The sequence below is a fragment of the Streptomyces tyrfis genome, assembly GCF_037034285.1.
In the GTDB taxonomy this organism is placed as follows: domain Bacteria; phylum Actinomycetota; class Actinomycetes; order Streptomycetales; family Streptomycetaceae; genus Streptomyces.
Genome location: NZ_JBAGJZ010000011.1, coordinates 158,532 through 180,250, shown reverse-complemented (window position 1 = coordinate 180,250; position 21,719 = coordinate 158,532). Strand labels below are relative to the sequence as shown.

General features: G+C 72.4%; 19 protein-coding genes. 9 read left to right on the top strand and 10 right to left on the bottom strand.

Translation table 11 applies throughout. The features are described from left to right. Window positions 1-265: 265 nt before the first annotated feature. The 5 genes from WA762_RS11560 to WA762_RS11540 all read left to right on the top strand — a co-directional run bounded on the left by WA762_RS11560 (window position 266) and on the right by WA762_RS11540 (window position 6,698). Window positions 266-910, top strand: coding sequence for a GNAT family N-acetyltransferase (locus WA762_RS11560; protein ID WP_335935413.1), 645 nt, complete (start codon window positions 266-268; stop codon window positions 908-910). Window positions 911-1,406: 496 nt separating this feature from the next. Then, entirely contained in the window at window positions 1,407-3,725 is a 2,319-nt protein-coding gene (locus WA762_RS11555; protein WP_335935412.1) for an alpha/beta hydrolase, read from the top strand. Continuing rightward, window positions 3,722-4,363, top strand: coding sequence for a hypothetical protein (locus WA762_RS11550; RefSeq protein WP_335935411.1), 642 nt, complete (start codon window positions 3,722-3,724; stop codon window positions 4,361-4,363). Before WA762_RS11555 ends, WA762_RS11550 begins: the two co-directional genes overlap by 4 nt. Window positions 4,364-4,544: 181 nt before the next feature. Then, complete coding sequence (locus WA762_RS11545) at window positions 4,545-5,567, top strand: C40 family peptidase (RefSeq protein ID WP_335935410.1); 1,023 nt, start codon at window positions 4,545-4,547, stop codon at window positions 5,565-5,567. Window positions 5,568-5,966: 399 nt separating this feature from the next. Beyond that, complete coding sequence (locus WA762_RS11540; protein ID WP_335935408.1) at window positions 5,967-6,698, top strand: phosphatase PAP2 family protein; 732 nt, start codon at window positions 5,967-5,969, stop codon at window positions 6,696-6,698. Between the two features lie 146 nt (window positions 6,699-6,844). Here the strand turns inward: WA762_RS11540 and WA762_RS11535 are convergent, their stop codons facing one another. Both WA762_RS11535 and WA762_RS11530 read right to left on the bottom strand, forming a co-directional pair. Further along, entirely contained in the window at window positions 6,845-8,575 is a 1,731-nt protein-coding gene (locus WA762_RS11535; RefSeq protein WP_335935406.1) for an FAD-binding oxidoreductase, read from the bottom strand. 73 nt (window positions 8,576-8,648) lie between these two features. Further along, a complete protein-coding gene (locus WA762_RS11530; RefSeq protein WP_335935405.1) occupies window positions 8,649-8,837 on the bottom strand; it encodes a hypothetical protein in 189 nt (62 codons plus the stop codon). A gap of 131 nt (window positions 8,838-8,968) precedes the next feature. On the opposite strand from WA762_RS11530, the gene WA762_RS11525 reads away from it, so the two are divergent. Then, on the top strand, window positions 8,969-9,883 hold the full coding sequence (locus WA762_RS11525; protein ID WP_335935403.1) for an SCO4651 family lipoprotein: 915 nt from the start codon (window positions 8,969-8,971) through the stop codon (window positions 9,881-9,883). 379 nt (window positions 9,884-10,262) lie between these two features. Then, window positions 10,263-10,451: a hypothetical protein gene (locus WA762_RS11520; RefSeq protein WP_335935425.1), complete on the top strand. Its 189-nt coding sequence runs from the start codon at window positions 10,263-10,265 to the stop codon at window positions 10,449-10,451. A 134-nt stretch (window positions 10,452-10,585) separates the two neighbouring features. Here WA762_RS11520 and WA762_RS11515 read toward each other — a convergent pair whose 3' ends face one another. Next, window positions 10,586-10,990 (bottom strand): metal-sensitive transcriptional regulator, encoded by a 405-nt coding sequence (locus WA762_RS11515; RefSeq protein ID WP_335935401.1) that lies wholly within the window; start codon window positions 10,988-10,990, stop codon window positions 10,586-10,588. A gap of 198 nt (window positions 10,991-11,188) precedes the next feature. On the opposite strand from WA762_RS11515, the gene WA762_RS11510 reads away from it, so the two are divergent. Then, on the top strand, window positions 11,189-11,809 hold the full coding sequence (locus tag WA762_RS11510; RefSeq protein ID WP_335935399.1) for a DUF47 domain-containing protein: 621 nt from the start codon (window positions 11,189-11,191) through the stop codon (window positions 11,807-11,809). A 5-nt stretch (window positions 11,810-11,814) separates the two neighbouring features. Continuing rightward, window positions 11,815-12,813, top strand: coding sequence for an inorganic phosphate transporter (locus tag WA762_RS11505; RefSeq protein ID WP_335935397.1), 999 nt, complete (start codon window positions 11,815-11,817; stop codon window positions 12,811-12,813). A gap of 246 nt (window positions 12,814-13,059) precedes the next feature. On the opposite strand, the gene pstB is transcribed toward WA762_RS11505, so the two are convergent. The 7 genes from pstB to WA762_RS11470 all read right to left on the bottom strand — a co-directional run bounded on the left by pstB (window position 13,060) and on the right by WA762_RS11470 (window position 21,460). Next, complete coding sequence (pstB, locus tag WA762_RS11500; RefSeq protein WP_335935395.1) at window positions 13,060-13,836, bottom strand: phosphate ABC transporter ATP-binding protein PstB; 777 nt, start codon at window positions 13,834-13,836, stop codon at window positions 13,060-13,062. Between the two features lie 64 nt (window positions 13,837-13,900). Next, complete coding sequence (pstA, locus tag WA762_RS11495) at window positions 13,901-14,980, bottom strand: phosphate ABC transporter permease PstA (protein ID WP_335935393.1); 1,080 nt, start codon at window positions 14,978-14,980, stop codon at window positions 13,901-13,903. Beyond that, on the bottom strand, window positions 14,977-15,972 hold the full coding sequence (gene pstC, locus WA762_RS11490; RefSeq protein ID WP_335935391.1) for a phosphate ABC transporter permease subunit PstC: 996 nt from the start codon (window positions 15,970-15,972) through the stop codon (window positions 14,977-14,979). The genes pstA and pstC overlap by 4 nt, the downstream gene beginning before the upstream one ends. 226 nt (window positions 15,973-16,198) lie before the next feature. Continuing rightward, window positions 16,199-17,332, bottom strand: a complete 1,134-nt coding sequence (gene pstS / locus WA762_RS11485) for a phosphate ABC transporter substrate-binding protein PstS (protein WP_335935389.1) — start codon at window positions 17,330-17,332, stop codon at window positions 16,199-16,201. A 375-nt stretch (window positions 17,333-17,707) separates the two neighbouring features. Next, a complete protein-coding gene (locus tag WA762_RS11480) occupies window positions 17,708-18,106 on the bottom strand; it encodes an NUDIX hydrolase (RefSeq protein ID WP_335935424.1) in 399 nt (132 codons plus the stop codon). A 113-nt stretch (window positions 18,107-18,219) separates the two neighbouring features. Continuing rightward, window positions 18,220-19,218: a CHAD domain-containing protein gene (locus tag WA762_RS11475; RefSeq protein WP_335935387.1), complete on the bottom strand. Its 999-nt coding sequence runs from the start codon at window positions 19,216-19,218 to the stop codon at window positions 18,220-18,222. Continuing rightward, window positions 19,205-21,460 (bottom strand): RNA degradosome polyphosphate kinase, encoded by a 2,256-nt coding sequence (locus WA762_RS11470; RefSeq protein WP_335935385.1) that lies wholly within the window; start codon window positions 21,458-21,460, stop codon window positions 19,205-19,207. The genes WA762_RS11475 and WA762_RS11470 overlap by 14 nt, the downstream gene beginning before the upstream one ends. Window positions 21,461-21,719 lie beyond the last annotated feature (259 nt).

Here is a 21,719-nt window from a genome sequence, read left to right as displayed (position 1 = left end):
GTCCCGGTCCTCGGCGTCCCGGTCCTCGGCGTCCCGGTCCTCGGCGTCCCGGTCCTCGGTGTCCCCGTCCTCGGCGTCCTCGTGCCCCTGTCCTCCGCGCCCCTGTTCTTCGCTCCCTGCCCTCCGCGCTTCTGTCCTTCGCATCCCTGCCCTTCGCATCCCTGTCTTTCGGCGCGTGCAAGCTCTTCCGACGAGTCGGCCGCCAGTCGGCCGCCAGGGGCAAACCGCCTGGCGGCAGGCTGATGGGCAGGGTAGGAAGGCGGCCATGAGTACTCACGCATCCGCCCTTCCGCCGCAGTTCGACGCCCAGGGCCCCGGGCGGAACCGGGCCTTCGCCCGGGCCGCGCTCGATCTGGACGACGTGCTGCTGCGCCCCTGGGAGCGGCGGGACGTCGAGGCGGAGGCGATGCTCGACGGCCTGGTGGCGGCCGCCACCGATCCGTTGACCGCCTTGTGGAACCCCTTCAAGGCCACCGACCGCGCCCAGGCCGCGACCTGGCTGGAACGACGTATGGACGCCTGGGAACGCGGGGACGCGGCCTCCTTCGCCGTGCTGGCCGCCGCCGACGGCACCCTGCTCGGCAATGTCGGCGTGCGCTGGGCCGACCGCGCGGACGGCCTGGGGATGACCGGTTACTGGCTGCTGCCGCACGCCCGTGGCCGGGGCCTGGCCACCCGGGCGACCCGGGCGGTGACCGAATGGGCCTTCAGGACGGCCGCCGCCCGCCGGATCGAACTGGCCCACGCCGTCGGGAACGAGGCGTCCTGCCGTGTCGCCCACCGCAGCGGATACCTGCCGGAGGGCACCCTTCGCCAGTCCTTCCGCTTCGGCGACGGCAAGTACCACGACGAACACCTGCACGCCCGGCTGGCCACCGACCCGGAACCGGCGGACCCGACCGGTCGGTAGAAGCGGCGGAGCCAGCGGAACGAATCAGAACGGACCGTCAGCCCGACGCCAAGACACCTTTCGGGCCGAGACACCTGATGGGCGCCAAGGCACCCGACGGCCCGAGACACCTGACGGGCACCAAGTCACCTGACGGGCACCAAGTCACCTGACGCTCCGGGACGCCTGGCGGGCCGAGATATCCGACGGGCCGAGACGCCTGACGCCGTCCGATCTCCGGGCCGCCCCCAATGACCTGTATCCGGCCAGTCGGTGACGGTACGGCAGGGGCGTCACCTGGGCCCTTGAGCCCGGCATTGGGTCCTGGGGCCCATGCCGGGTCCCGTAGTGGTGTGGTCGCATACAGATACCGGGGGGAACTGTCGCTGCGCCCACTCACAAGGTCGGGAGACTCGCCGTGTCTGGCATACGAGAATTAGCGGTACCGGGTGGCGCCGGCATCGGTGCCGCCGAAGTCCCTCCGGGTAGACAGGCGTTGCCACGCCCATTGCAGGCGGTGCTGGTTCTCGTACGGCTGCTCTTCGCGGTCACGGTCATCGGCGTGATCGACGCGCTCGTCGTGGCCTCGTCGGTCGACGCGGTGAACGGGCGGCTGCTGGGCATGCTCGTGTACGCGTCCCTGCCCGGCGTAGTGGGATTCGTGCTCTCACTCTACCTGCGCACGGGCGGTCTCTGGATCTGGCGTGGGCTTCTCGCCGTGCAGATCTGGCTCCTGCTGGGCGCGGTCGCCACCCTGAAGGACGGAGTCGCCGGGCCGGGGCCCGCGCAGCTGGTGCTGCCGGTCGCCGTGATCGTCCTGCTGTGCCGGCACGGCGCGCGCGTCTGGTTCCGGCTGGGGCCCGAACAGCGCCTCCAGCCGCGGCCGTTCAGCTTCGCCCGGATGCTCAGGTGGCGTCGGGACGACGCCGGGCAGACCGCCATGGAGTACCTGGGCATGATCCTCGTGGTCGTCGCCCTCATCGGCGGTCTCGTGGCCACGGGCATCGGCGGACAGCTGACCGGACAGCTCCAGAACGCCATCTGCCAGCTGACCGGCAGCGCCTGCCCGCCGCCCGACGTCAATGTGGAGGCCGGCAAGGGGTCGAACCCGTCCACCGGCGGCGGCAGCGGCGGCGCGGGCTCCGACGGCGCGACCGTCACCGGCGGCGCCGGGACCGGCGGCGCCGGGACCGGCGGCGCGGACACGACCGGCGGCAACGGCGCGGGCGGTACGGCCGCCTCCGGCGGCAACGGCGCGGGCTCGTCAGGCGGTTCGGGCGGCTCGTCCGAAGGCGCGGGCGGTTCCTCCGGCTCCGGCGGCTCGTCCGGCTCCGGTGGTTCCGGCGGCTCGTCCGGCGGCGATTCCTCTTCGCCGGTCGACGCGGGTAGACCGGAAGGGGGGCCGGGCTCCCCGTCCTCCTCCGGCGGGGGCTTCCTCGACGGTGTGGTCGGCGACGACGGCCTGTGGGGCGACGTCTCCGGCGTCGTCGACGCGGTCTTCCGCCCCGGCGACACGGTCCGGGGCATCGCCGACCAGTACGGCCAGGCCGCCCGGGACGCGAGCGACAAGTGGAACAAGGGCAAGTACATCCCCGCCGCCTGGGAGATGGCCAAGGCGGTCGGCGGAGGCGGCGACGGGATCGCCGGACTGCCCGGCTCCGGCACCCGGGTCGAGGAGGCGGTGCGCGACGCCACCCGCGACTACCTCAACGACCGCATCCCGTCCAACGCCTCCGCGGCCGACCGCAAGGCCTGGTGGGACGGGCTGACGCAGCAGCAGCGCGACCAGTACCTCGACCTCTCCCCGGACAAGATCGGCTATCTGGACGGCATTCCGGCGGCGGACCGGGACAAGGCCAACCGGAAGAACCTTCCCGAGCTCATCAAGAAGCTGGAGGGGCAGAACGACCGCAAGTCGAAGGAGCAGCTGGCCGGTCTGCGGGAGATCCAGCGGCAGCTGAACGAGGGCAGCCAGCCCCCGATGTATCTGCTCGGCATCAGCGACGAGGGCAACGGGAGGGCCATCGTCTCGTACGGGAACCCGGACACGTCCAAGAACGTGTCGGCCTATGTGCCGGGCCTGAACACCTCGCTGGACGAGGACTTCGCGAAGACCGGCCTCAAGCGCGCCCGCGACACCGCGATCGGCGCCCAGGGCTACGACTCGTCCAGCGCGGCGATCATCTGGCTCGGCTACGACGCCCCGCAGTCGCCGGACGGGCTGAGCAGCCTGGCCGTCGCGGGCACCGCCCGGGCGGAGAAGGGCGGCGCGGCGTACAACGACTTCATGGCGGGCATCTCGGCCACCAACCAGAACGCGGACCCGCACATCACCGCCATCGGTCACTCCTACGGCTCGCGCGCCGTGGGCGCCGCGACCCAGCACCCGGGCGGCATCCCCGGGGTCGACGACATCATCCTGGTCGGCAGCCCGGGGGTCGGCGTGGACCGCGCCGTGGACCTGGGCGTCGGCGCCGGGCACGTCTTCGTCGGTGCCGCCGAGAACGACCCGGTCACGCATCTCCCGTCCAAGTCCCAGGTGGTCGCGGGTACCGTGGGGATGATCCTGGGCGGCCCCCTCGGCGCCTACATCGGGGGCAACGTGGCCGACCGGAACGGCGACCAGCTCTGGTTCGGCACGGACCCGGCGAGCAAGGCGTTCGGGGCCACGCGGTTCCCGGTGGCGCCCGGGAAGCCGTTCATCAGCACCGGCGGGGTGAGCTTCGACGCCCACTCCAACTACTTCGACCCGGTACGGGACGCCATGTCGGCGGATGCCATCGCCCTGATCGTGTCGGGCCACTCCGGCAGCCTCAAGATGGAGGAACAGCGATGAAGCGAAGGTTCCGGTTCGTCGCGGTGGCGCTGGTCGTCGGTTTCGCGCTGTCGGGCTGCGGCAGCGAGCACGCCCGGTCGGGCGGCGTGACCCCGGCGAATTCCAGCGGGAGCGGGACGAGCACCAAGGACACCGAGAACGGCGCGGGCGCCGAGGACGGCCAGGGCGCCAAGAGGAACGACATGAACATGCAAGAGGCGGCCGAACGGTCCGACGAGATGCTCGACGCCGTGCTCCGGAAGATCGACCCCGAGGTCGAGTGGGCGCATGGCCCGACGACCACCGGCAGCTGCGACGTGACCCGCAGGCGCACCGTGATGACCATCGTGTCGGCGGAGCGCCGGAAGGACTTCCTGGATCAGGTCGAGAAGTTCTGGCGGGACAGCGGCTACCGGATCAAGGGCAGGAACAGCGACGAGACGTTCCCGGCGCTCTACGCGCAGTCGAAGGACGGCTTCGGGATCAGCGTGAGCGTGCGCGGCCAGGGCCAGGTGTTCTTCGAGGCGGACAGCCCCTGTGTGAAGGAGTCGAAGGTCCGCGCCTCGGCGTCGAAGCCGAACGGACCGGCGTACGACGGGGTGTATCCGCTCCCGCGGCCCAATGTGCGCTCGGACCACTGGTCCGCCGGGGCGTCCTGACCTCGGATCAGTACGCCGTGCGCCCCGTCGGCCGGTCAGTGCGCCCCACTGGCCGGCCGATGCGCCCCGCCCGCCGTCCGGTGCGCGGGGACGGCCCGTGAACGACCCCGGTGAACCGGATGATTCGTACACACCCGCGAAACGGGCCATGAAATCCGCCTCGATGGGGGATGGTTGAGGGGTGCGTAAATTCTGGGTCATCGGTGGCATCGGCGCCGGCGTGTCCGCGAGCTTCGTGGCGCTGCTCTTCGTCGGCACGTACTCGGCGGCGGCCGGACTCGCGAGTTCCGGCAGAAGCGGGTCGGTCGGGCTGGCCAAGGGCTCGGTGCCCGCGAAGTACCAGGCCCTGGTGGAGAAGTGGGGCAACCTCTGCCCGGCCATCAACCCGGCCCTGCTGGCCGCTCAGCTGTACCAGGAGAGCGGCTGGAACCCCCGGGCCGAGAGCCCTGCCGCGGCCCAGGGGATCGCCCAGTTCATCCCGGGCACCTGGGCCACGCACGGCATCGACGGCAACGGCGACGGCAAACGGGACGTGTGGAACCCGGAGGACGCGATTCCGTCCGCCGCCTCGTACGACTGCGAGCTGGCCTCGTACGTGAAGAAGGTGCCCGGGGACCCGGCGGACAACATGCTCGCCGCGTACAACGCCGGCGCCTACCGGGTGATCCGGTCCGGCGGGGTGCCGGACATCGCGGAGACGCGGAACTACGTCACCGTCATCCGCTCGCTGGAGAAGAGCTTCGCCCGGCCGGTGGGCCGGGTGCGGCCCTCGGAGCAGGCGGCCGGGGCGATCTACTTCGCGCAGAAGAAGCTCGGCACGCCCTACCTCTGGGGCGGCAACGGCACGCCGGAGCAGAACGGGCGGTTCGACTGCTCGGGGCTGACCCAGGCCGCGTACCGCACGGTGGGCGTCGACCTGCCCCGGGTGGCGAACGACCAGTACAACGCGGGCCCGCACCCCTCGCGCGACGAACTGCTCCCCGGCGACCTGGTGTTCTTCTCGGACGACCTGAACAACTCGCGGGCCATCCATCACGTGGGTCTCTACGTGGGAGGGGGATACATGATCAACGCGCCGTACACCGGGGCGGTGATCCGGTTCGACAAGATCGACACCGCGGACTACTTCGGCGCCACCCGCGTGACCAAGGAGGGGGCGGCGGCCCTGCCGACGAACCTTCCGGGCGACCGCCCGGAGGGGTGACGCGGCGGCCGGGCCGGCGGCCCGGGGCGGGCGGTCGCCGGGCGGCCCTCCGGCGGCGGCCCGGGACGGCCCGCGGTGGCCGTCGGTGGCCGGAACTCTGCGTAAAGCTTGGGCCCTGAGCTGCGACGATGAGTCACTCTTCGATAACGTCGTAGTGATCATCCGGTGGAGAGTGGAACGCACGCACGGAACGCGTCGTTCCTTGTGTGGACCGGGCGACCTGGGTGGACCGGGTGGGCCGGTCGGACCGGCACGGCGTCGCGCCGACCACACGGCGCCGACCGTACGGGCCCTCACGGGCAGCGCGACCACGCAGTGACCGAACCGACACGGGGGTTCGTCAGGGCGGGGCACACCGGTGTGCCCCGCGGCAGCAGAGAAGACAAGGGGCCGCGGCAGATGGCTGGACTCGCACTGGATGGGTCGAACCCCGACGTCAGCCTGCTCTACGAGATCAATGGACTGGCGAAGTCCGCGCCCGCCTGGTTCGACCGGGTCATGACGTTCGTCGGCGAGTACGGGATCCTGCTCGGCATGGTCCTGGTGGTCCTGTGGTGCTGGTGGAGCGTGCGTCGGCGCGGCACGGCCGACGACGCGGTGACGGCGGTCGCGGGGATCGTCTGGGCGCCGCTGGCCGCCGGGATCGCGCTGCTCATCAACATCCCGATCCGGGGTTTCGTGGAACGGCAGCGTCCGTTCCGGGAGCACGCGGGGCTGGAGGTCCTGGCCGACGGGAAGAACGACTTCTCCTTCGTGAGCGACCACGCGACGATGGCGATGGCCCTGGCGGTCGGACTGTTCGTGGCCAACCGGAAGTTCGGCGTCGTCGCGATCGGGCTGGCGGTGCTGGAGGGCTTCTGCCGGGTCTACATGGGGGTCCACTACCCGACCGACGTCGTCGGCGGACTCGCGCTGGGCACGGCGGTCGCCCTGCTGCTCTCCCCGCTCGCGATGATGCTGCTGACCCCGTTGACGGCGGCGGTCTCCCGCTCGGACCGGCTGGGCGCGCTGGTGCGCTCGCGCCGCCTGCCGTCGGCGGTGCGGACCGGCGGCCGGGCCGGGACGATCGGGATCGCCGAGCCGCGCCCCGGGGCGGTCTGCGCGGACGGCGAGAAGGACCTGGCGGCGTAGGCCGTCCGCCGGGCCCTGAAGGGCGGGGGCGCGCCGGGCCGGCGGAGGACCGGAGGACCCGTTCCTCCGCACGCCGGGCGCCTGACCTCGCGTCATGGACACGACGGCGCGCGCGGCGGCACCCCCCGGCCGCGCCCGTCGGCCCGTCAGAGGGCCTGCGGGTAAGAGAACAGGCGCTCGGGGTCGTAGCGCCGCTTCAACGCAGTCAGGCGGTCGGCGGCCGTGCCGTAGTAGGCCCGCCGCCAGTCGCCCAGCGACGGGTCCGGATAGTTCTGGTACGCGGCCCCGGAGGCGTGCCGGCGCATCGCCGCGTGGGTGTTTTTCAGCCAGTCCTGCTGGGGGCCGCCGGCCGTGCCGTGCTCCCAGGCGCCGATGTACTGGGCCAGCATCCGTGAACGGCGGTGGACGAACGCTGTCGCCTCCGGGGAGACCCGGTTGACCGCGCCGCCGAGCGCGGTCAGCGTGATGGTGCCGGCGCCGCCCCGGGCCAGGGGGACCCGGGTGAACGCCTCGGCCCGGTCGAGCAGGGCGCCGACGCCCGCCGGGGAGAGCGAGCGGTCGAAGAAGTCGGACGCGGCGGCGTACGTCTCCCGCCGCAGCGAACCCTGTTCGGTGCGGCCGGGCGTGCCGCCCGGCAGATGGCACTGGGCGTCGGTGAGGCCCGCGCAGCCCGCGTACCCGAGCATTGCCTCCGCGTAGCCGCGGCGGCGCAGCGACACCGAAGAGGCCGGGGCGCCGATCCGGTCGGCGAGGCGGTCCACGGCGTTCTGCAGGTCGCCGTACGTGCCGAGGCTGAACGCGGCCACCGTGACGGTCGGGCGGACGCCGCCCGGACCGGCGGCCAGGTGCAGCGAGGACCAGATCTCGTCGGGCTGCGACGGCCCCCACTCCTGCCAGGCCGTGACCACGGAACGCGCCCGCGACCAGGGCCAGGAGAGATAGCCGGTCACGGAGGGAGGCGCGGGGCGGGTGCGGAACGTCAGCCCGGTGACCACGCCGAAGTTGCCGTTGCCCGCGCCGCGCAGGGCCCAGAAGAGCTCCGGGTGGTGGGTGGCGTCCGCGGTGAGAGTCCGGCCGTCGGCCGTGACGATCGTCGCCGCCGTGACGTTGTCACAGGTCAGGCCGTACGCGCGGGAGGCGACGCCATGGCCGCCGCCCAGGGCGAGGCCCGCGACGGCGACCGTGGGACAGGAGCCGCCGGGGATCGTCAGGCCGTGCCGGGCCAGGCCCTGGTAGACGTCGAGGAGCCGGGCGCCCGCGCCGATCGCGCCGTTCCGCTCGACCCGGGACAGCGAGGAGACGTCGACGACGAGTCGGCCGTCGCCGCTGGACCAGCCCGCGTAGGAGTGGCCGCCGCCGCGGACGGACACCGGGACGCCGGTGCGGCGGGCGAAGGCCAGGCACTCGCGGACGTCCGCCTCGTGGCGCACATAGGCGACGGCGGCCGGACTCAGCCCGTCGAAGCGGGTGTTGTAGAGCTGACGGGCGGTCTGATACGCGCGGTCCCCCGGGCGCACGAGCCCGCCGTCGAGGCTTCGGGCGAGGGCGGACCAGTCGGCCGGGCCGGCGGGCCGCGACGGGGCGGACGGGCCCGGCGCGGCGGAGGAGGCGCCGCCCGCGCCGCCCGAGGCGTCGGGTCCGCCGGAGACGTTGGACCCGCCGGGACCGCCCACCGGGTCGTCGACGTCGCCGGTGGGGGCGTCGCAGGCGGTCGCGGTGACGGCGGACAGCGCCGCCGCGGCGGTCGCGGCGAGCACGGCGCGCCGCCGGGGCGCGTCACGCGGCGCGGACCCGGGGCGTGCGGCGGCGTCGTCCCGGTGGGGCGGGGCGTGCCGGTCGGAGGGGGTGCGCCGGTCGGGCGGGAGCGGCGGGTTCATCGGACCTCCGGGTCATGGCCCGCACGGGCCGGTCGGTGGGGGGGGAGAGGCCGGGTGGTGCGGAGCGGGGAGGTCAGGGCGAGGCGCGGTGCTCGGCGGCGTCCGTCCGGGCCCGGTCGCGGGAGCGGCGGGCCGGTCCCGACCAGCCGCAGGCGCAGCGGGCGATGCAGAACGAGCCGCGTTCCACGGTCGTGGGCTCGTGGCCGGAGGACGCGGGCGTGGGGGAGACGGACGGGACCTCGGCGGTGTGTGGGACATACACCCGTCCACGGTACGCCGCGCCGCCACTCGGCGGTGCGGCATTCGCGACGGCGTGACGGGGGACACGGGCGGTCGTTATCCGGAACGGACGGGGGGCCAGGGAAGCGGTACGTCGTTGGGGGTTGGCAGGCGATGGTGGTGCAGCGGCACAGTTCCGGAGGCGGGGCGCGGGCTGTCCGCGCCCTCGCCGTGGCGGGCGTGATGGCGGCGACCGCCGGATGCGGCGGCGGGGGCGGCGGTGACAGCGCCGTGGCCGACGAGCGGGGCGGGGCCGAGTCGCTCGACGCGGTCCGCCGCGCCGCCGAGGTGCTGGACGGCACGGTGTCCGGCGCCGGGACGGCGGCGATGACCGGGGCCGCCGCCCGCGCCGGCGCCGGGCCCGTCGCCGGGAGCGCCCGGGTGCGTACGTCGATGGAGACCGCGGCGGGCGGGACGCGGGTGACGATCAGGGGCCGGGGGACGTACGACTTCCGGGGGCGGGCGGGCCGGCTCAAGGTCGTGCTGCCCGAGGACGCCGCCGGCGCGGACAAGCACCGCCCGATCACCGAGCTGCTGGTTCCGGGCGCGCTCTACATGATGAACCGCGGTGCCGGAGTGCCCGCCGACAAGTGGGTGCGGGTCGACACGACGACGCTCGCGGACGGCAATCTGGTCACCGGCGGGGCGACCGACCCCATGGTCGCGGCCGAACTGCTGCGTGGGGCGCGGGAGGTGACGTATGTGGAGCGGACCGTGCTCGCCGGGGTCGGCGTGCGGCACTACCGGGGGGTCGCGGACATCGGGCGGGCGGCCCGCGAGGCGTCGCCGGGATCGCGCGAGGCGCTGGCCGCGGCGGCGAAAGGATTTCGCGCCCTGACCGTCCCGTTCGACGTGTATCTGGACGAGCAGGGGCGGGTGCGGAAGGTGCGTCACCGGTTCCGTTTCGCCAATGAGGGGCCGCCGGTGGAGGTGACGTCGACCATGCTGCTGTCCGACTTCGGGGTGCCGGTCTCGGTGCGGTTGCCGGACGCCCGCGACATCTACACCGGGAAGATCGAGCAGCGGTAGCCGCGGCCGGGGGCCGGCGGGGGAGGCGCGCCGACGCGGGTGGGCGCGGCGGCGTGGGCGGCACGGGTCCGGCGGCCGGGGTGGGCGACCGGGTGTGGCGAAGGACACGGAACGGGTCGCGTCGGCGGGCGGTGTGATGGAGCACACGGGGCGGGGTGTGACGGACGAGTCACGGGCCGACGGGGTGCGGACGGGCGGAGGAGGGCGGGCGCGGGCGTAGGCCCGTCGGTGAGGGCGAAATGGTCCGTCCGTGCCATGCGCGGCGCGTGGTGCGGTCTCTACGCTGGGTGCGGTGACCGGAAAGGTTCGTCGGCCCGACGATTCTTTTCGGCCAGGCGCGGGAGGCCGGCTATGGCAGTGAGAGGTGAGTGACGTGGTGATGCTCGGCACACGGACCGAATCCGACCGTGTGGCCCTCGCCGAGATCGACCTCTGCGGCGAGCTGATGATCGCCGCGTCGGCCGCGATCGGGGAACGGCTCAGCGCCGACCGGATCGACGAGGTGCTGAACGTGGGGGCGGCCGCCGAGCGGACCGCCGTTCCCCGGCCCGGCGACCGCCTGGGCTGACCGGCCGGGGCCGGGCCCCGGCGGCCGGGCGCGGAACGGGCGGGGCCGGGTCGCACCGGCCGGGCCGGGTGCGGAAGCGGTCCGCCGGGCGTGCGGCGGGCGCGGGCCGTGTCGGCCGGGTGCGGCGCGGCCGGTCAGGTGCGGAGCAGGCGGGCGATGGCCTTGGTGGCCTCCTCGACCTTGGCGTCCACCTCGTCGCCGCCCTTGAGCGCGGCGTCCGCGACGCAGTGCCGCAGATGCTCCTCCAGCAGCTGGAGCGCGAAGGACTGGAGTGCCTTCGTGGACGCGGAGACCTGGGTGAGTATGTCGATGCAGTAGACGTCCTCGTCGACCATGCGCTGGAGGCCGCGGATCTGGCCCTCGATCCGGCGCAGCCGCTTGAGGTGCTCGGCCTTCTGGTGGTGGTAGCCGTGTATGCCCCGGTCGTGGTCGGTGACGACCGGGGCCGCCGCCTCGCCCGCGCCGGCGGTGGCTTCGGTGACGGCGGCGGCACCGGTGCCGGGCGTCATGCCGGCGTCGGTGGCCTCGGTGGTGGTCATGGCTGCCTCCCGTATTCCCTGCTTGCTGCCGTCCATATACCCCTGGCGGGTATATGATAACGAATTCTGCCGAAACGTGACCGGGGGCCCGTGCTGATCTCCCCGCCCCATGCGCGACACTGAAGAACGCCGGTTCGCCGTGGCCGGATGATGCGCCTAGCATCAGCCTGACCGAATCCAGCACCCCGAGGACCCCACGTGCGCTTTCGTCTGACCCCCAGGGAGACGAGCTTCTACGACATGTTCTCCGCTTCCGCGGACAACATCGTCACGGGCTCGAAACTCCTGATGGAACTGCTCGGGGCGGACTCTGCCTCCCGAGCCGAGATCGCGGAGCGCATGCGGGCAGCGGAGCACGCGGGGGACGACGCCACCCACGCGATCTTCCACCAGCTGAACTCCTCTTTCATCACGCCTTTCGACCGTGAGGACATCTACAACCTCGCGTCCTCGCTCGACGACATCATGGACTTCATGGAGGAGGCCGTCGACCTGGTCGTGCTGTACCAGATCGAGGAACTCCCCAAGGGGATCGCGCAGCAGATCGAGGTGCTGGCCCGGGCCGCCGAGCTGACCGCCGAGGCGATGCCCGGCCTGCGGACCATGGACAATCTCACCGAGTACTGGATCGAGGTCAACCGTCTGGAGAACCAGGCCGACCAGATCCACCGCAAACTGCTCGCCCATCTCTTCAACGGCAAGTACGACGCCATCGAGGTGCTGAAGCTCAAGCAGATCGTGGACGTGCTGGAAGAGGCGGCCGACGCGTTCGAGCACGTCGCCAATACGGTGGAGACCATCGCGGTCAAGGAGTCCTGAACCTCGTGGACACCTTTGCGCTGGTCGTGACCATCGGGGTCGCGCTCGGCTTCACCTATACGAACGGCTTCCACGACTCGGCGAATGCCATCGCCACCTCCGTCTCCACCCGGGCGCTCACTCCGCGCGCGGCGCTGGCGATGGCCGCTGTGATGAATCTCGCGGGCGCTTTTCTCGGCAGCGGCGTCGCCAAGACCGTCAGCGAGGGCCTGATCGCGACTCCCGAGGGGCACAAGGGGATGGGAATCCTCTTCGCCGCGCTCGTCGGGGCGATCATCTGGAATCTCGTCACCTGGTATTTCGGGCTGCCGTCCTCGTCCTCGCACGCGCTGTTCGGCGGCATGGTCGGCGCCGCGCTGGCCGGTGGGACGGTGGTGCACTGGGACGGGGTGATGGACAAGATCGTCATCCCGATGTTCCTCTCGCCGGTCATCGGGCTGATCGTCGGCTATCTGGTGATGGTCGTGATCATGTGGCTGTTCCGGAAGGCCAATCCGCACCGGGCCAAGCGCGGTTTCCGGATAGCGCAGACGGTCTCGGCGGCGGGCATGGCGCTGGGCCACGGCCTCCAGGACGCGCAGAAGACCATGGGCGTCGTCGTGATGGCCCTGGTCATCGCGGATGTCGAGAGCCCGCAGGACCCGATTCCGGTCTGGGTGAAGCTGGTCTGCGCGCTGATGCTGTCGCTGGGCACGTACGCGGGCGGCTGGCGCATCATGCGCACGCTCGGCCGCAAGATCATCGAGCTGGACCCGCCGCAGGGGTTCGCGGCGGAGACGACCGGTGCGTCGATCATGTTCGGCTCCGCGTTCCTGTTCCACGCGCCGATCTCCACCACCCATGTGATCACCTCCGCGATCATGGGCGTGGGCGCCACGAAGCGGGTGAACGCGGTCCGCTGGGGCGTCGCCAAGAACATCATCCTCGGCTGGTTCATCACGATGCCGGCCGCGGCGGTGGTCGCCGCCGCCAGCTACGGAGTCGTCCTGCTGATCTTCGGCTGACGGGCTGACGGGCGGGCGGCTGTGCGGCCGCAGGCCCGCATCGGTGTGAAGTCGGGTCCGCCCCGCTTCCCCTGACGGGGAGCGGGGCGGACCCTTCTGCCTTACGGGTGGCACCGCCATGCAGCACCCAAAGGCCATCCATGGGGGCCAAAGGGGCCGGCGGCGCGTGTCCGCGCCGCCGCCTCCGGGCCCTCCGGTCCGGGTCGACCGGTCCGCGTCATACGAACCGGGCCGTCCGGGACCGGGTCATCCGAACCGGCCCGAGATGTAGTCCTCGGTGGCCTGGACGGACGGGTTGGAGAAGATCCGCGCGGTGTCGTCGATCTCGATCAGCTTGCCGGGCTTGCCGACCCCGGCGAGGTTGAAGAACGCCGTGCGGTCCGAGACGCGGGCCGCCTGCTGCATGTTGTGCGTCACGATGACGATCGTGAAGCGTTCCTTCAGCTCGCCGATCAGGTCCTCGACGGCGAGGGTGGAGATCGGGTCCAGGGCGGAGCACGGCTCGTCCATCAGCAGCACCTCCGGCTCGACCGCGATCGCGCGGGCGATGCACAGACGCTGCTGCTGACCGCCGGAGAGGCCGGAGCCGGGCTTGTTCAGCCGGTCCTTGACCTCGTTCCAGAGGTTGGCGCCCCGCAGCGACTTCTCGACGATGTCGGAGAGCTCGCTCTTCTTGTAGGAGCCGTTGAGCCTCAGGCCCGCCGCGACGTTGTCGAAGATCGACATGGTCGGGAACGGGTTGGGGCGCTGGAAGACCATGCCGACCGTGCGGCGCACGGTGACCGGGTCGACGTTCGGCCCGTACAGGTTCTCGTCGTCCAGCAGCACCTTGCCCTCGACGCGGCCACCCGGGGTGACCTCGTGCATGCGGTTGAGGGTGCGCAGGAAGGTGGACTTGCCGCAGCCGGACGGGCCGATGAAGGCGGTCACGGAGCGGGGCTCCACGGTCATCGAGATGTCCTCGATGGCGAGGTGGGAGCCGTAGTAGGCGGACAGGCCGCTGACGTCGATGCGCTTGGCCATCTGAATCACTGCTTCTTTCTGTGGCCGCGTCCGGCGGCCGGTCACGCGGCGCGAGCCGCACGTGTCAGTGCTTCGGGGCCTTCCAGCGGGCGATGCCGCGGGCCACGAGGTTGAGGATCATGACGAAGGCGATCAGCACGAGGGCGGCCGCCCAGGCGCGGTCGTACGACTGCTCGGTGCCGACCCTGTACTGCTCCCAGATGTAGAAGGGGAGCGAGGACTGGGCGCCTTCGAAGGGGTTGGTGTTGATCAGCTGGCTGCCGAAGACGAGCAGCATGATCGGCGCGGTCTCACCGGCGATACGGGCGATCGCGAGCATCACACCAGTGGTGATGCCGCCGAGCGCGGTCGGGAGGACGACCTTCAGGATCGTGCGCCACTTCGGGACGCCGAGGGCCAGCGACGCCTCGCGGAGCTCGTTCGGGACGAGCTTGAGCATCTCCTCGGTGGAGCGGACCACGACCGGGATCATCAGGATCGTGAGCGCCAGCGCGCCCATCAGACCGGACGGGTCGGTCTTCGTCATCAGCATGATCGAGAGGATGAAGAGACCGGCGACGATCGACGGGATGCCCGTCATGACGTCGACGAAGAAGGTCACGGCCTTGGCCAGCGCGCCCCGGCCGTACTCGACCAGGTAGACGGCGGTCAGCATGCCGATGGGGGCGGCGATGAGGGTCGCGAGGCCGACCTGCTCCAGCGTGCCGATCAGCGCGTGGTAGACGCCGCCGGTGGCCTCGGAGCCGAGCACCCCGGCCATCGAGTGGCTCAGGAAGTACCCGTCGAGGCGCTCGGCGCCCCGGCTGACCGTCGTCCACAGCAGGGAGGCGAGAGGCGCGACGGCCAGCAGGAAGCACACCCAGACGACGCTGGTGGCGAGCCGGTCCTTGGCCTGGCGCCGGTTCTCGACGACCGAGGTCGTGACGTACGAGATGACGACGAAGAGGAGGGCGGAGAACAGTCCCCACTGGGTGCGGCTCTGCCAGCCGGCGAAGGCGCCGGTGCCGATGCCCAGCACGAGCGCGACGGCCGCGAAGCCGAGCGGAGCCCAGCGGGGCAGCGCGCGCTTGCCGAGGGTGCTGCGGGGCGCGGCCGCGGCGGGGGCGGGGATCTCCTGGACGCCGGTGTTGGCTGCCTGGCTCATGCGTTGGCCCCCGAGTACTCCTTGCGGCGGGCGATGATGAGCCGGGCCGCGCCGTTGACCAGCAGGGTGAGGACGAAGAGGACGAGGCCGGAGGCGATCAGGGCGTCCCGCCCGAACTGGTCGGCCTCGTCGAACTTCGCCGCGATGTTCTGGGCGAACGTTCCGCCGCCCGGATTGAGCAGGTGCCCGGAGATGACGAAGCTCGGGGACAGCACCGTGGCGACGGCCATCGTCTCGCCGAGCGCGCGGCCCAGGCCCAGCATCGACGCGGAGATCACGCCGGAGCGGCCGAAGGGGAGCACGGAGAGGCGGATGACCTCCCAGCGGGTGGCGCCGAGGGCGAGGGCGGCTTCCTCGTTCATCCGCGGGACCTGGAGGAACACTTCGCGGCTGACGCTGGTCACGATCGGCAGGATCATGATCGCGAGCAGGATGCCGACGGTGAAGAGCGAGCGGGCGACGCCGACCTCGGTCTTGTCGAAGACGTACGTCCAGCCGAAGAACTCGTCGAGCCAGAGGTTGAGGCCCTCCAGGTACGGGACGAGGAAGAGGGCGCCCCAGATGCCGTACACGATGCTCGGCACGGCGGCGAGCAGGTCGATGACGTAGCCGAGGGGCGCGGCCAGCCTGCGCGGCGCGTAGTGCGAGATGAAGAGGGCGATGCCGACGGCGACCGGGACGGCGATGACCATCGCGACGATCGAGCTGGCGATCGTGCCGAAGAGGAGGACCGCGATGCCGAAGACCGGCGGGTCGCCGGCCGGGTTCCAGTCGAAGGCGGTGAAGAAGTTGCCCTCGTCCTTGGAGACGGCGAGCGTGGCGCGGTAGGTGAGGAACACGGCGATCGACGCCATGATCACAAGCAGCAGGATGCCCGAGCCCCGGGAGAGCCCCAGGAAGATCTTGTCGCCCGCGCGCCCGGTACTGGGGGCGCGGCGACCGGGTGCCGCCGGTGGGGCCGGCGGCGTGTCTATCGGTGTGGTGGAAGCCATGGTCTTTCCGGTCTGTGTGGGGGAGCGGAGTGGCTCCCCTGGCGGCGGTGCACCGGATGGGCGGTGGCGGGCCGGTCCGGAGGGGTGCGCCGGACCGGCCCGCCGGTTGTCGCTGGTGTCGCTTCTTCTGCTCTCGTCCCCGGTGTCGCGCGGTGCTCCGGGGCCCGTGTCCCCCGGCTCCGTGAGCACCGCGGCGGCGGGCCGTGACGACCGGCCCGCGTCCCGGTTACGAGAGGGAGGCGATGGTCTCGCGGACCTTGGCGTTGATCTCGGCGGGGATCGGCGCGTAGCCGGCCTCGGTGAGGAGCTTCTGGCCCTCGTCACCGGCGGTGTAGTTCAGGAAGGACTTGACCGTCGGCAGGGTCTCGGACTTGTTGCCCTTGTCGCAGACGACCTCGTAGGTGACCAGGACGATCGGGTAGGCGCCGTCGGCCTTGGTCGTGTAGTCGAGGTCGAGCGCCAGGTCCTTGCCGGTGCCCTTGATCTTGGCGGCGGCGATGGCCTTGGAGGCGTTCTCCGGGGTGGCCTTGACCGGGGCGGCGGCGCCGGTGGCGATGTCCACGGTGGGGATCGACTGGGCGGTGGCGTAGCTGAGCTCGAAGTAGCCGATCGAGCCGTCGACGGCCTTCACCTGGGAGGCGACGCCGGAGGAGCCGGACGCGGCCTGGCCGCCCGGGGCCGGCCACTTCTTCTCGGCCTCGTACTTCCAGTCGCTCGGCGCGGCGGCGCCCAGGTACTTGCCGAGGTTCTGCGTGGTGCCGGAGTCCTCGGAGCGGTGGAAGGGCTGGATCGCCTTGTCCGGGAGCGTGACGCCGCTGTTGAGCTTGGCGATCGCCGGGTCGTTCCACTTCTTGATCTTCGTGTCGAAGATCTTGGCGAGGGTGGGGGCGTCCAGCGTCAGGCTGTCGACGCCCTCCAGGTGGAAGCCGATGGCGATCGGGCCGCCGACCATGGGCAGGTTGATGCCCTGGCCGCCCTTGCAGATCTTCTTCGACTCGGCGACCTCTTCGGGCTTCAGCGCGGAGTCGGAACCGGCGAAGCCGACCGTGCCCTGGTTGAAGGCGATGATGCCTTCGCCGGAGGAGGACGACTTGTAGTTGATCTCGACGCCCGAGCAGCCGGCCATGTAGTTCTTGGCCCACAGGTCCATGGCGTTCTTCTGCGCGCTGGAGCCGGAGGCGAGCAGCTGGCCCTTGGCGTCGTCGCACTTGATGTCCGACGCGGCGCTCGTCTTGCCGCCGCCACCGGTGGACCCGTTGCTGTTGTCGTCCGAACCGCACGCCGTGAGGACCAGGGCGCCGGAGACGGCGAGGGCACCGAGCGCGGTGGCACGAAGCCGGTTCTTGCGCTGAAGCTTCACTTTTCGGGTGTTCCTTCCAGGAGCCGCCGATGCCTTTGTTGTTCTACGACGGCGCGCGATGTGGTGGGTGCCGCGGCATTGCGCCGTGCACCGTGCACCGCCGAAGTTAAGCAGGACAGGTGAAGCGGTTGACGGGGGTTGGTGAACGGGAGGTGAACCGTGTCGAACGGTGCGGTTCCGGGCCGTTCCGAGCGGTTCCGAGCGGTTCCGCACAGCCCCGGCCGCCGCGCGGGGGCACGGACCCGTTCGCGCGCCGGGGCACGCGGGCGTACGGACCCGGCCGCGCGCCGGGCGCACGCGGCGGGGTACGGACCGGGCCGGGCGCCGGGCGCACAAGGCGGGGTACGTGCCCGGCCGGGCGCCGGGCGCGCGGGCTCAGGCGTCCGGCAGGCCCGCCAGCCAGGCGTCGAGCACATCCCGGTCGTGGTCCCGGGTGAGGCGCTCCCGGGCCGCCGCCGGGGCGAGCCAGCTCACCCGGTCGACCTCGGCGCAGGGTGTGAACGCGCCGCCGGTGGCCTCGGCCGCCCAGTAGGCGACCTCCTTGGGCCGCCCGTTCACGGCGTACCGGACGGTGGGCAGGGCGGCGCCCAGCGCGCAGCGGTGCCCGGTCTCCTCCAGGACCTCGCGCAGGGCGGCGTCCCGCGCCGACTCGCGGCGCTTCAGCTTGCCCTTCGGATGCGACCAGTCGTCGTAGCGGGGCCGGTGGACCAGGCAGACCTCCAGCTCGCCGGAGCGCTCCGCGCGCCGCCACAGCACACACCCCGCGGCGAGCACCGGCCCGGCCGCGGGCTTCCCGGCCCGGTCCGGCGCGTCCCCGGCGTCGCGGTCCCGGGCGGCGTCGCGTCCCTTGGCGGGCCTCCTCGCGCCGCCGGGCGCGGGCGGCCGGCTCACGGCGCGCTCACCGCCGCCGTCGCGTACGGCCAGCTCGCCCGGAACATGCCGCGCGCCGCCCCCGCCTCGTGCCGCTGGTCCGCGTGCAGCACCCCCAGGGCGTACGCGGTCGCGGGCGCGATCCGCGGGGTGCGGGCCGCCGACGCCGCCGCCGCGGCCGCCTCCGCCGCGTCCCGGTGCAGGTCGAGCGCGCGCCCCGCCGCGGCCAGGACCGGGTCCGGGGCGCCCCGCACCACCTCGTGGGCGTACCGGTGCAGCCGCAGCAGCAGCCGGGTCCGGTGCCAGGGCGCGTCCTGCGCCTCGTTGTACGGTTTCGCCGCCCCGTCGGGCGGCAGCGCCGCCACCGCGCCCAGCAGCTGCTGCTCGGCCCGTTCGGCGGGGGCGCCCAGCATCTCCTCGGCTGGGGCGGTCGCCGACGCGGCCAGCGGCACCTCGGACGCCAGCAGCGCCACCGCGTCGGCCACCGCGTGGAAGCGGGAGGAGCCGAGCGCCTGGAGCGCGGCGGAGTGGGCGCGGGTCCGGGCCAGGGTCAGCTGCCGCTCCAGCAGGGCCCCGGCGCGGGCCGCGCCGACGCCGAGGGCGGCGCGGTCCTTGTCGTCCGGGCCGGCCCCCGGGGCCTGGCGGGCGGTCGGCAGGGCGCCGCCGGACAGGCTGTGCAGCGCTTCGAGGAGGCGATTCAGCCGGGTCGCGTAGGCGTGCTCCCGGGCCAGGGTGCCGGACAGCCAGGCGAGTTCGGCCCGGAGCTGTTCGGCCCAGGCCGGGTCCAGCACGGTGCGGAAGGTGTGCAGGGTGCCGCCGATCCGGCGGGAGGAGCGGCGGAGCGCGGCCGCCGCCTCGTCGGCGCCGCGGGTCCCGGCGTCCGAGGACGCGCTGTGCTCGCGGTGCAGGCGCAGGCTGCGGAGGAATTCGGCGGCCCGCTCCTGGAGGTAGGGCGCGAGGACCGCGCCCGCCGTGAGGTCCGCCTGCGTCGTCGTCTGCTGTTCATGGCGTCGCACGCCGGCGCCTCCGGGCGTCAATGAGCATTTCCTGTACGTGCCGCAGCGGTTGGCCGTCCCCGTCCATGGCGTGGCGGGTCCAGTTCCCGTCCGGACCCAGATGCCAGGAGGAGGTGGTGTCGGCCATGCCGGTCTCCAGGAGCCGGTTGAGCGCGGCACGGTGGGCGGGGTCGGTGACCCGGACCAGTGCCTCGATCCGGCGGTCGAGGTTCCGGTGCATCATGTCGGCGCTGCCGAACCATACTTCGGGTTCGCCGCCGTTGCCGAACGCGAAGATCCGGGAGTGTTCCAGGAAGCGGCCCAGCACCGAGCGGACCCGGATGTTCTCGGAGAGCCCGGGGACCCCGGGGCGCAGGGCGCAGATGCCGCGTACCCAGACGTCCACCGGCACGCCCGCCATCGCGGCCCGGTAGCAGGCGTCGACGACCGCCTCGTCGACCATGGAGTTGACCTTGATGCGGACGTAGGCGGACCGCCCGGCCCGTTGGTGGGTGATCTCCTTGTCGATCCGGGCGATCAGTCCGTCGCGCAGGGAGCGCGGGGCGACCAGCAGTCGGCGGTAGGTCTCCCGGCGGGAGTAGCCGGACAGCCGGTTGAACAGGTCGGAGAGGTCCGCCCCGACCTGCGGGTCGGCGGTCAGCAGCCCGATGTCCTCGTACAGCCTGGCCGTCTTGGGGTGGTAGTTGCCGGTGCCGACGTGCGCGTAGCGGCGCAGTGTGTCGCCCTCCTGGCGGACGACGAGCGAGAGCTTGCAGTGGGTCTTGAGGCCGACGAGCCCGTAGACGACGTGGCAGCCCGCCTCCTCCAGCTTGCGCGCCCACTTGATGTTGGCCTGCTCGTCGAAGCGGGCCTTGATCTCGACGAGCACCAGGACCTGCTTGCCGGACTCGGCGGCGTCGATCAGCGCGTCGACTATCGGCGAGTCGCCCGAGGTCCGGTAGAGCGTCTGCTTGATGGCGAGGACGTCGGGGTCGGCGGCGGCCTGCTCCAGGAACGCCTGCACGGAGGTGGAGAACGAGTCGTACGGGTGGTGCAGCAGCACGTCGCGTTCGCGCAGCGCGGCGAAGACGTCGGGCGCGGAGGCGGACTCCACCTCGGCCAGGTCGCGGTGGGTGCCCGCGATGAACTTCGGGTACTTCAGCTCGGGCCGGTCCAGGGACGCTATGCCGAAGAGCCCGGTCAGGTCGAGCGGCCCGGGCAGCGGGTAGACCTCGGCGTCGGACACCTTCAGCTCGCGCACCAGCAGGTCCAGCACGTACGGGTCGATGGACTCCTCGACCTCCAGGCGGACCGGCGGGCCGAAGCGGCGCCGCATGAGCTCCTTCTCCAGGGCCTTGAGGAGGTTCTCGGCGTCGTCCTCCTCGACCTCCAGGTCCTCGTTCCGGGTGACCCGGAACATGTGGTGCGCCAGGACTTCCATGCCCGGGAAGAGCTCTTCGAGGTGGGCGGCGATGACGTCCTCTATGGGCACGTACCGCTGCGGCGAGGCCTCCAGGAAGCGGGTCAGCAGCGGCGGCACCTTGACCCGGGCGAAGTGGCGGTGGCCGCTGACCGGGTTGCGCACCACGACGGCCAGGTTGAGCGAGAGCCCGGAGATGTACGGGAAGGGGTGCGCGGGGTCGACGGCCAGCGGCGTCAGCACGGGGAAGACGCGCTGCCGGAAGAAGGTGAACAGGCGGGCCTGCTCCTTCTCGGTCAGCTCCGGCCAGCGGATCAGCTGGATGCCCTCGTCGGACAGGGCGGGGGAGATGTCCTGCTGGTAGCAGGCGGCGTGCCGGGCCATGAGCTCGCGCGAGCGGGTCCAGATCAGGTCGAGGACCTCGCGGGGCTGGAGCCCGGAGGCGGAGCGGGTGGCGACGCCGGTGGCGATCCGGCGCTTCAGCCCGGCCACCCGGACCATGAAGAACTCGTCCAGGTTCGAGGCGAAGATCGCCAGGAAATTAGCCCGTTCGAGGAGGGGGGTCGCCGGGTCCTCGGCCAGTTCGAGCACCCGCTCGTTGAACGCGAGCCAGCTGCGTTCCCGGTCCAGGAAGCGGTCGCGGGGCAGCTCGTCGCCGTCGACGTCGGGTTCGTACGCGTCGACGTCGCCGTCGATGTCGGGATCGAGGTCCGCGGCGGTCGACAGCGCCGCGCCGCCTCGTGCGGGGGCGGCGACGGCACGCGGCCGGTGCGCGGCGAGCGAGCCGACCGACGGCTGAACGGCGGACCGGACAGGGACCTCGGAGCTGGACTGCTGCCTCATGGACCCATTCTTCCGCGTCCGGGGCTTCGAGGGCGCGCCGGAGGACGCGGAGACCACGGGGAACACGCGGCCCGCGCGGTCGCCGGGGTCCGCGCCCCCGGCCCGCTCGGCGCGCTCGTCGGGGGCCGTACGGTCCGCGCGGTCGCCGGGTCCCCGGCGGGCCGCGCGGTTCGGGTGGGCTCCGCGGTTCGCGTGGTCTCCGCCGTCGGGATCTCTCCCGCCGCGAGGGGTCGGCACAGCTGGCTGCATTCTGCGAGGG

Excerpts from the sequence above, each read along its gene's own strand:
- pstC (WP_335935391.1), bottom strand. The coding sequence starts at position 15,972 with ATGGCTTCCACCACACCGATAGACACGCCGCCGGCCCCACCGGCGGCA.
- WA762_RS11520 (WP_335935425.1), top strand. The coding sequence starts at position 10,263 with ATGCTCGGCACACGGACCGAATCCGACCGTGTGGCCCTCGCCGAGATC.
- WA762_RS11550 (WP_335935411.1), top strand. The coding sequence starts at position 3,722 with ATGAAGCGAAGGTTCCGGTTCGTCGCGGTGGCGCTGGTCGTCGGTTTC.
- WA762_RS11525 (WP_335935403.1), top strand. The coding sequence starts at position 8,969 with ATGGTGGTGCAGCGGCACAGTTCCGGAGGCGGGGCGCGGGCTGTCCGC.
- pstA (WP_335935393.1), bottom strand. The coding sequence starts at position 14,980 with ATGAGCCAGGCAGCCAACACCGGCGTCCAGGAGATCCCCGCCCCCGCC.
- WA762_RS11515 (WP_335935401.1), bottom strand. The coding sequence starts at position 10,990 with ATGACCACCACCGAGGCCACCGACGCCGGCATGACGCCCGGCACCGGT.
- WA762_RS11560 (WP_335935413.1), top strand. The coding sequence starts at position 266 with ATGAGTACTCACGCATCCGCCCTTCCGCCGCAGTTCGACGCCCAGGGC.
- pstB (WP_335935395.1), bottom strand. The coding sequence starts at position 13,836 with ATGGCCAAGCGCATCGACGTCAGCGGCCTGTCCGCCTACTACGGCTCC.
- WA762_RS11540 (WP_335935408.1), top strand. The coding sequence starts at position 5,967 with ATGGCTGGACTCGCACTGGATGGGTCGAACCCCGACGTCAGCCTGCTC.
- WA762_RS11535 (WP_335935406.1), bottom strand. The coding sequence starts at position 8,575 with ATGAACCCGCCGCTCCCGCCCGACCGGCGCACCCCCTCCGACCGGCAC.
- WA762_RS11470 (WP_335935385.1), bottom strand. The coding sequence starts at position 21,460 with ATGAGGCAGCAGTCCAGCTCCGAGGTCCCTGTCCGGTCCGCCGTTCAG.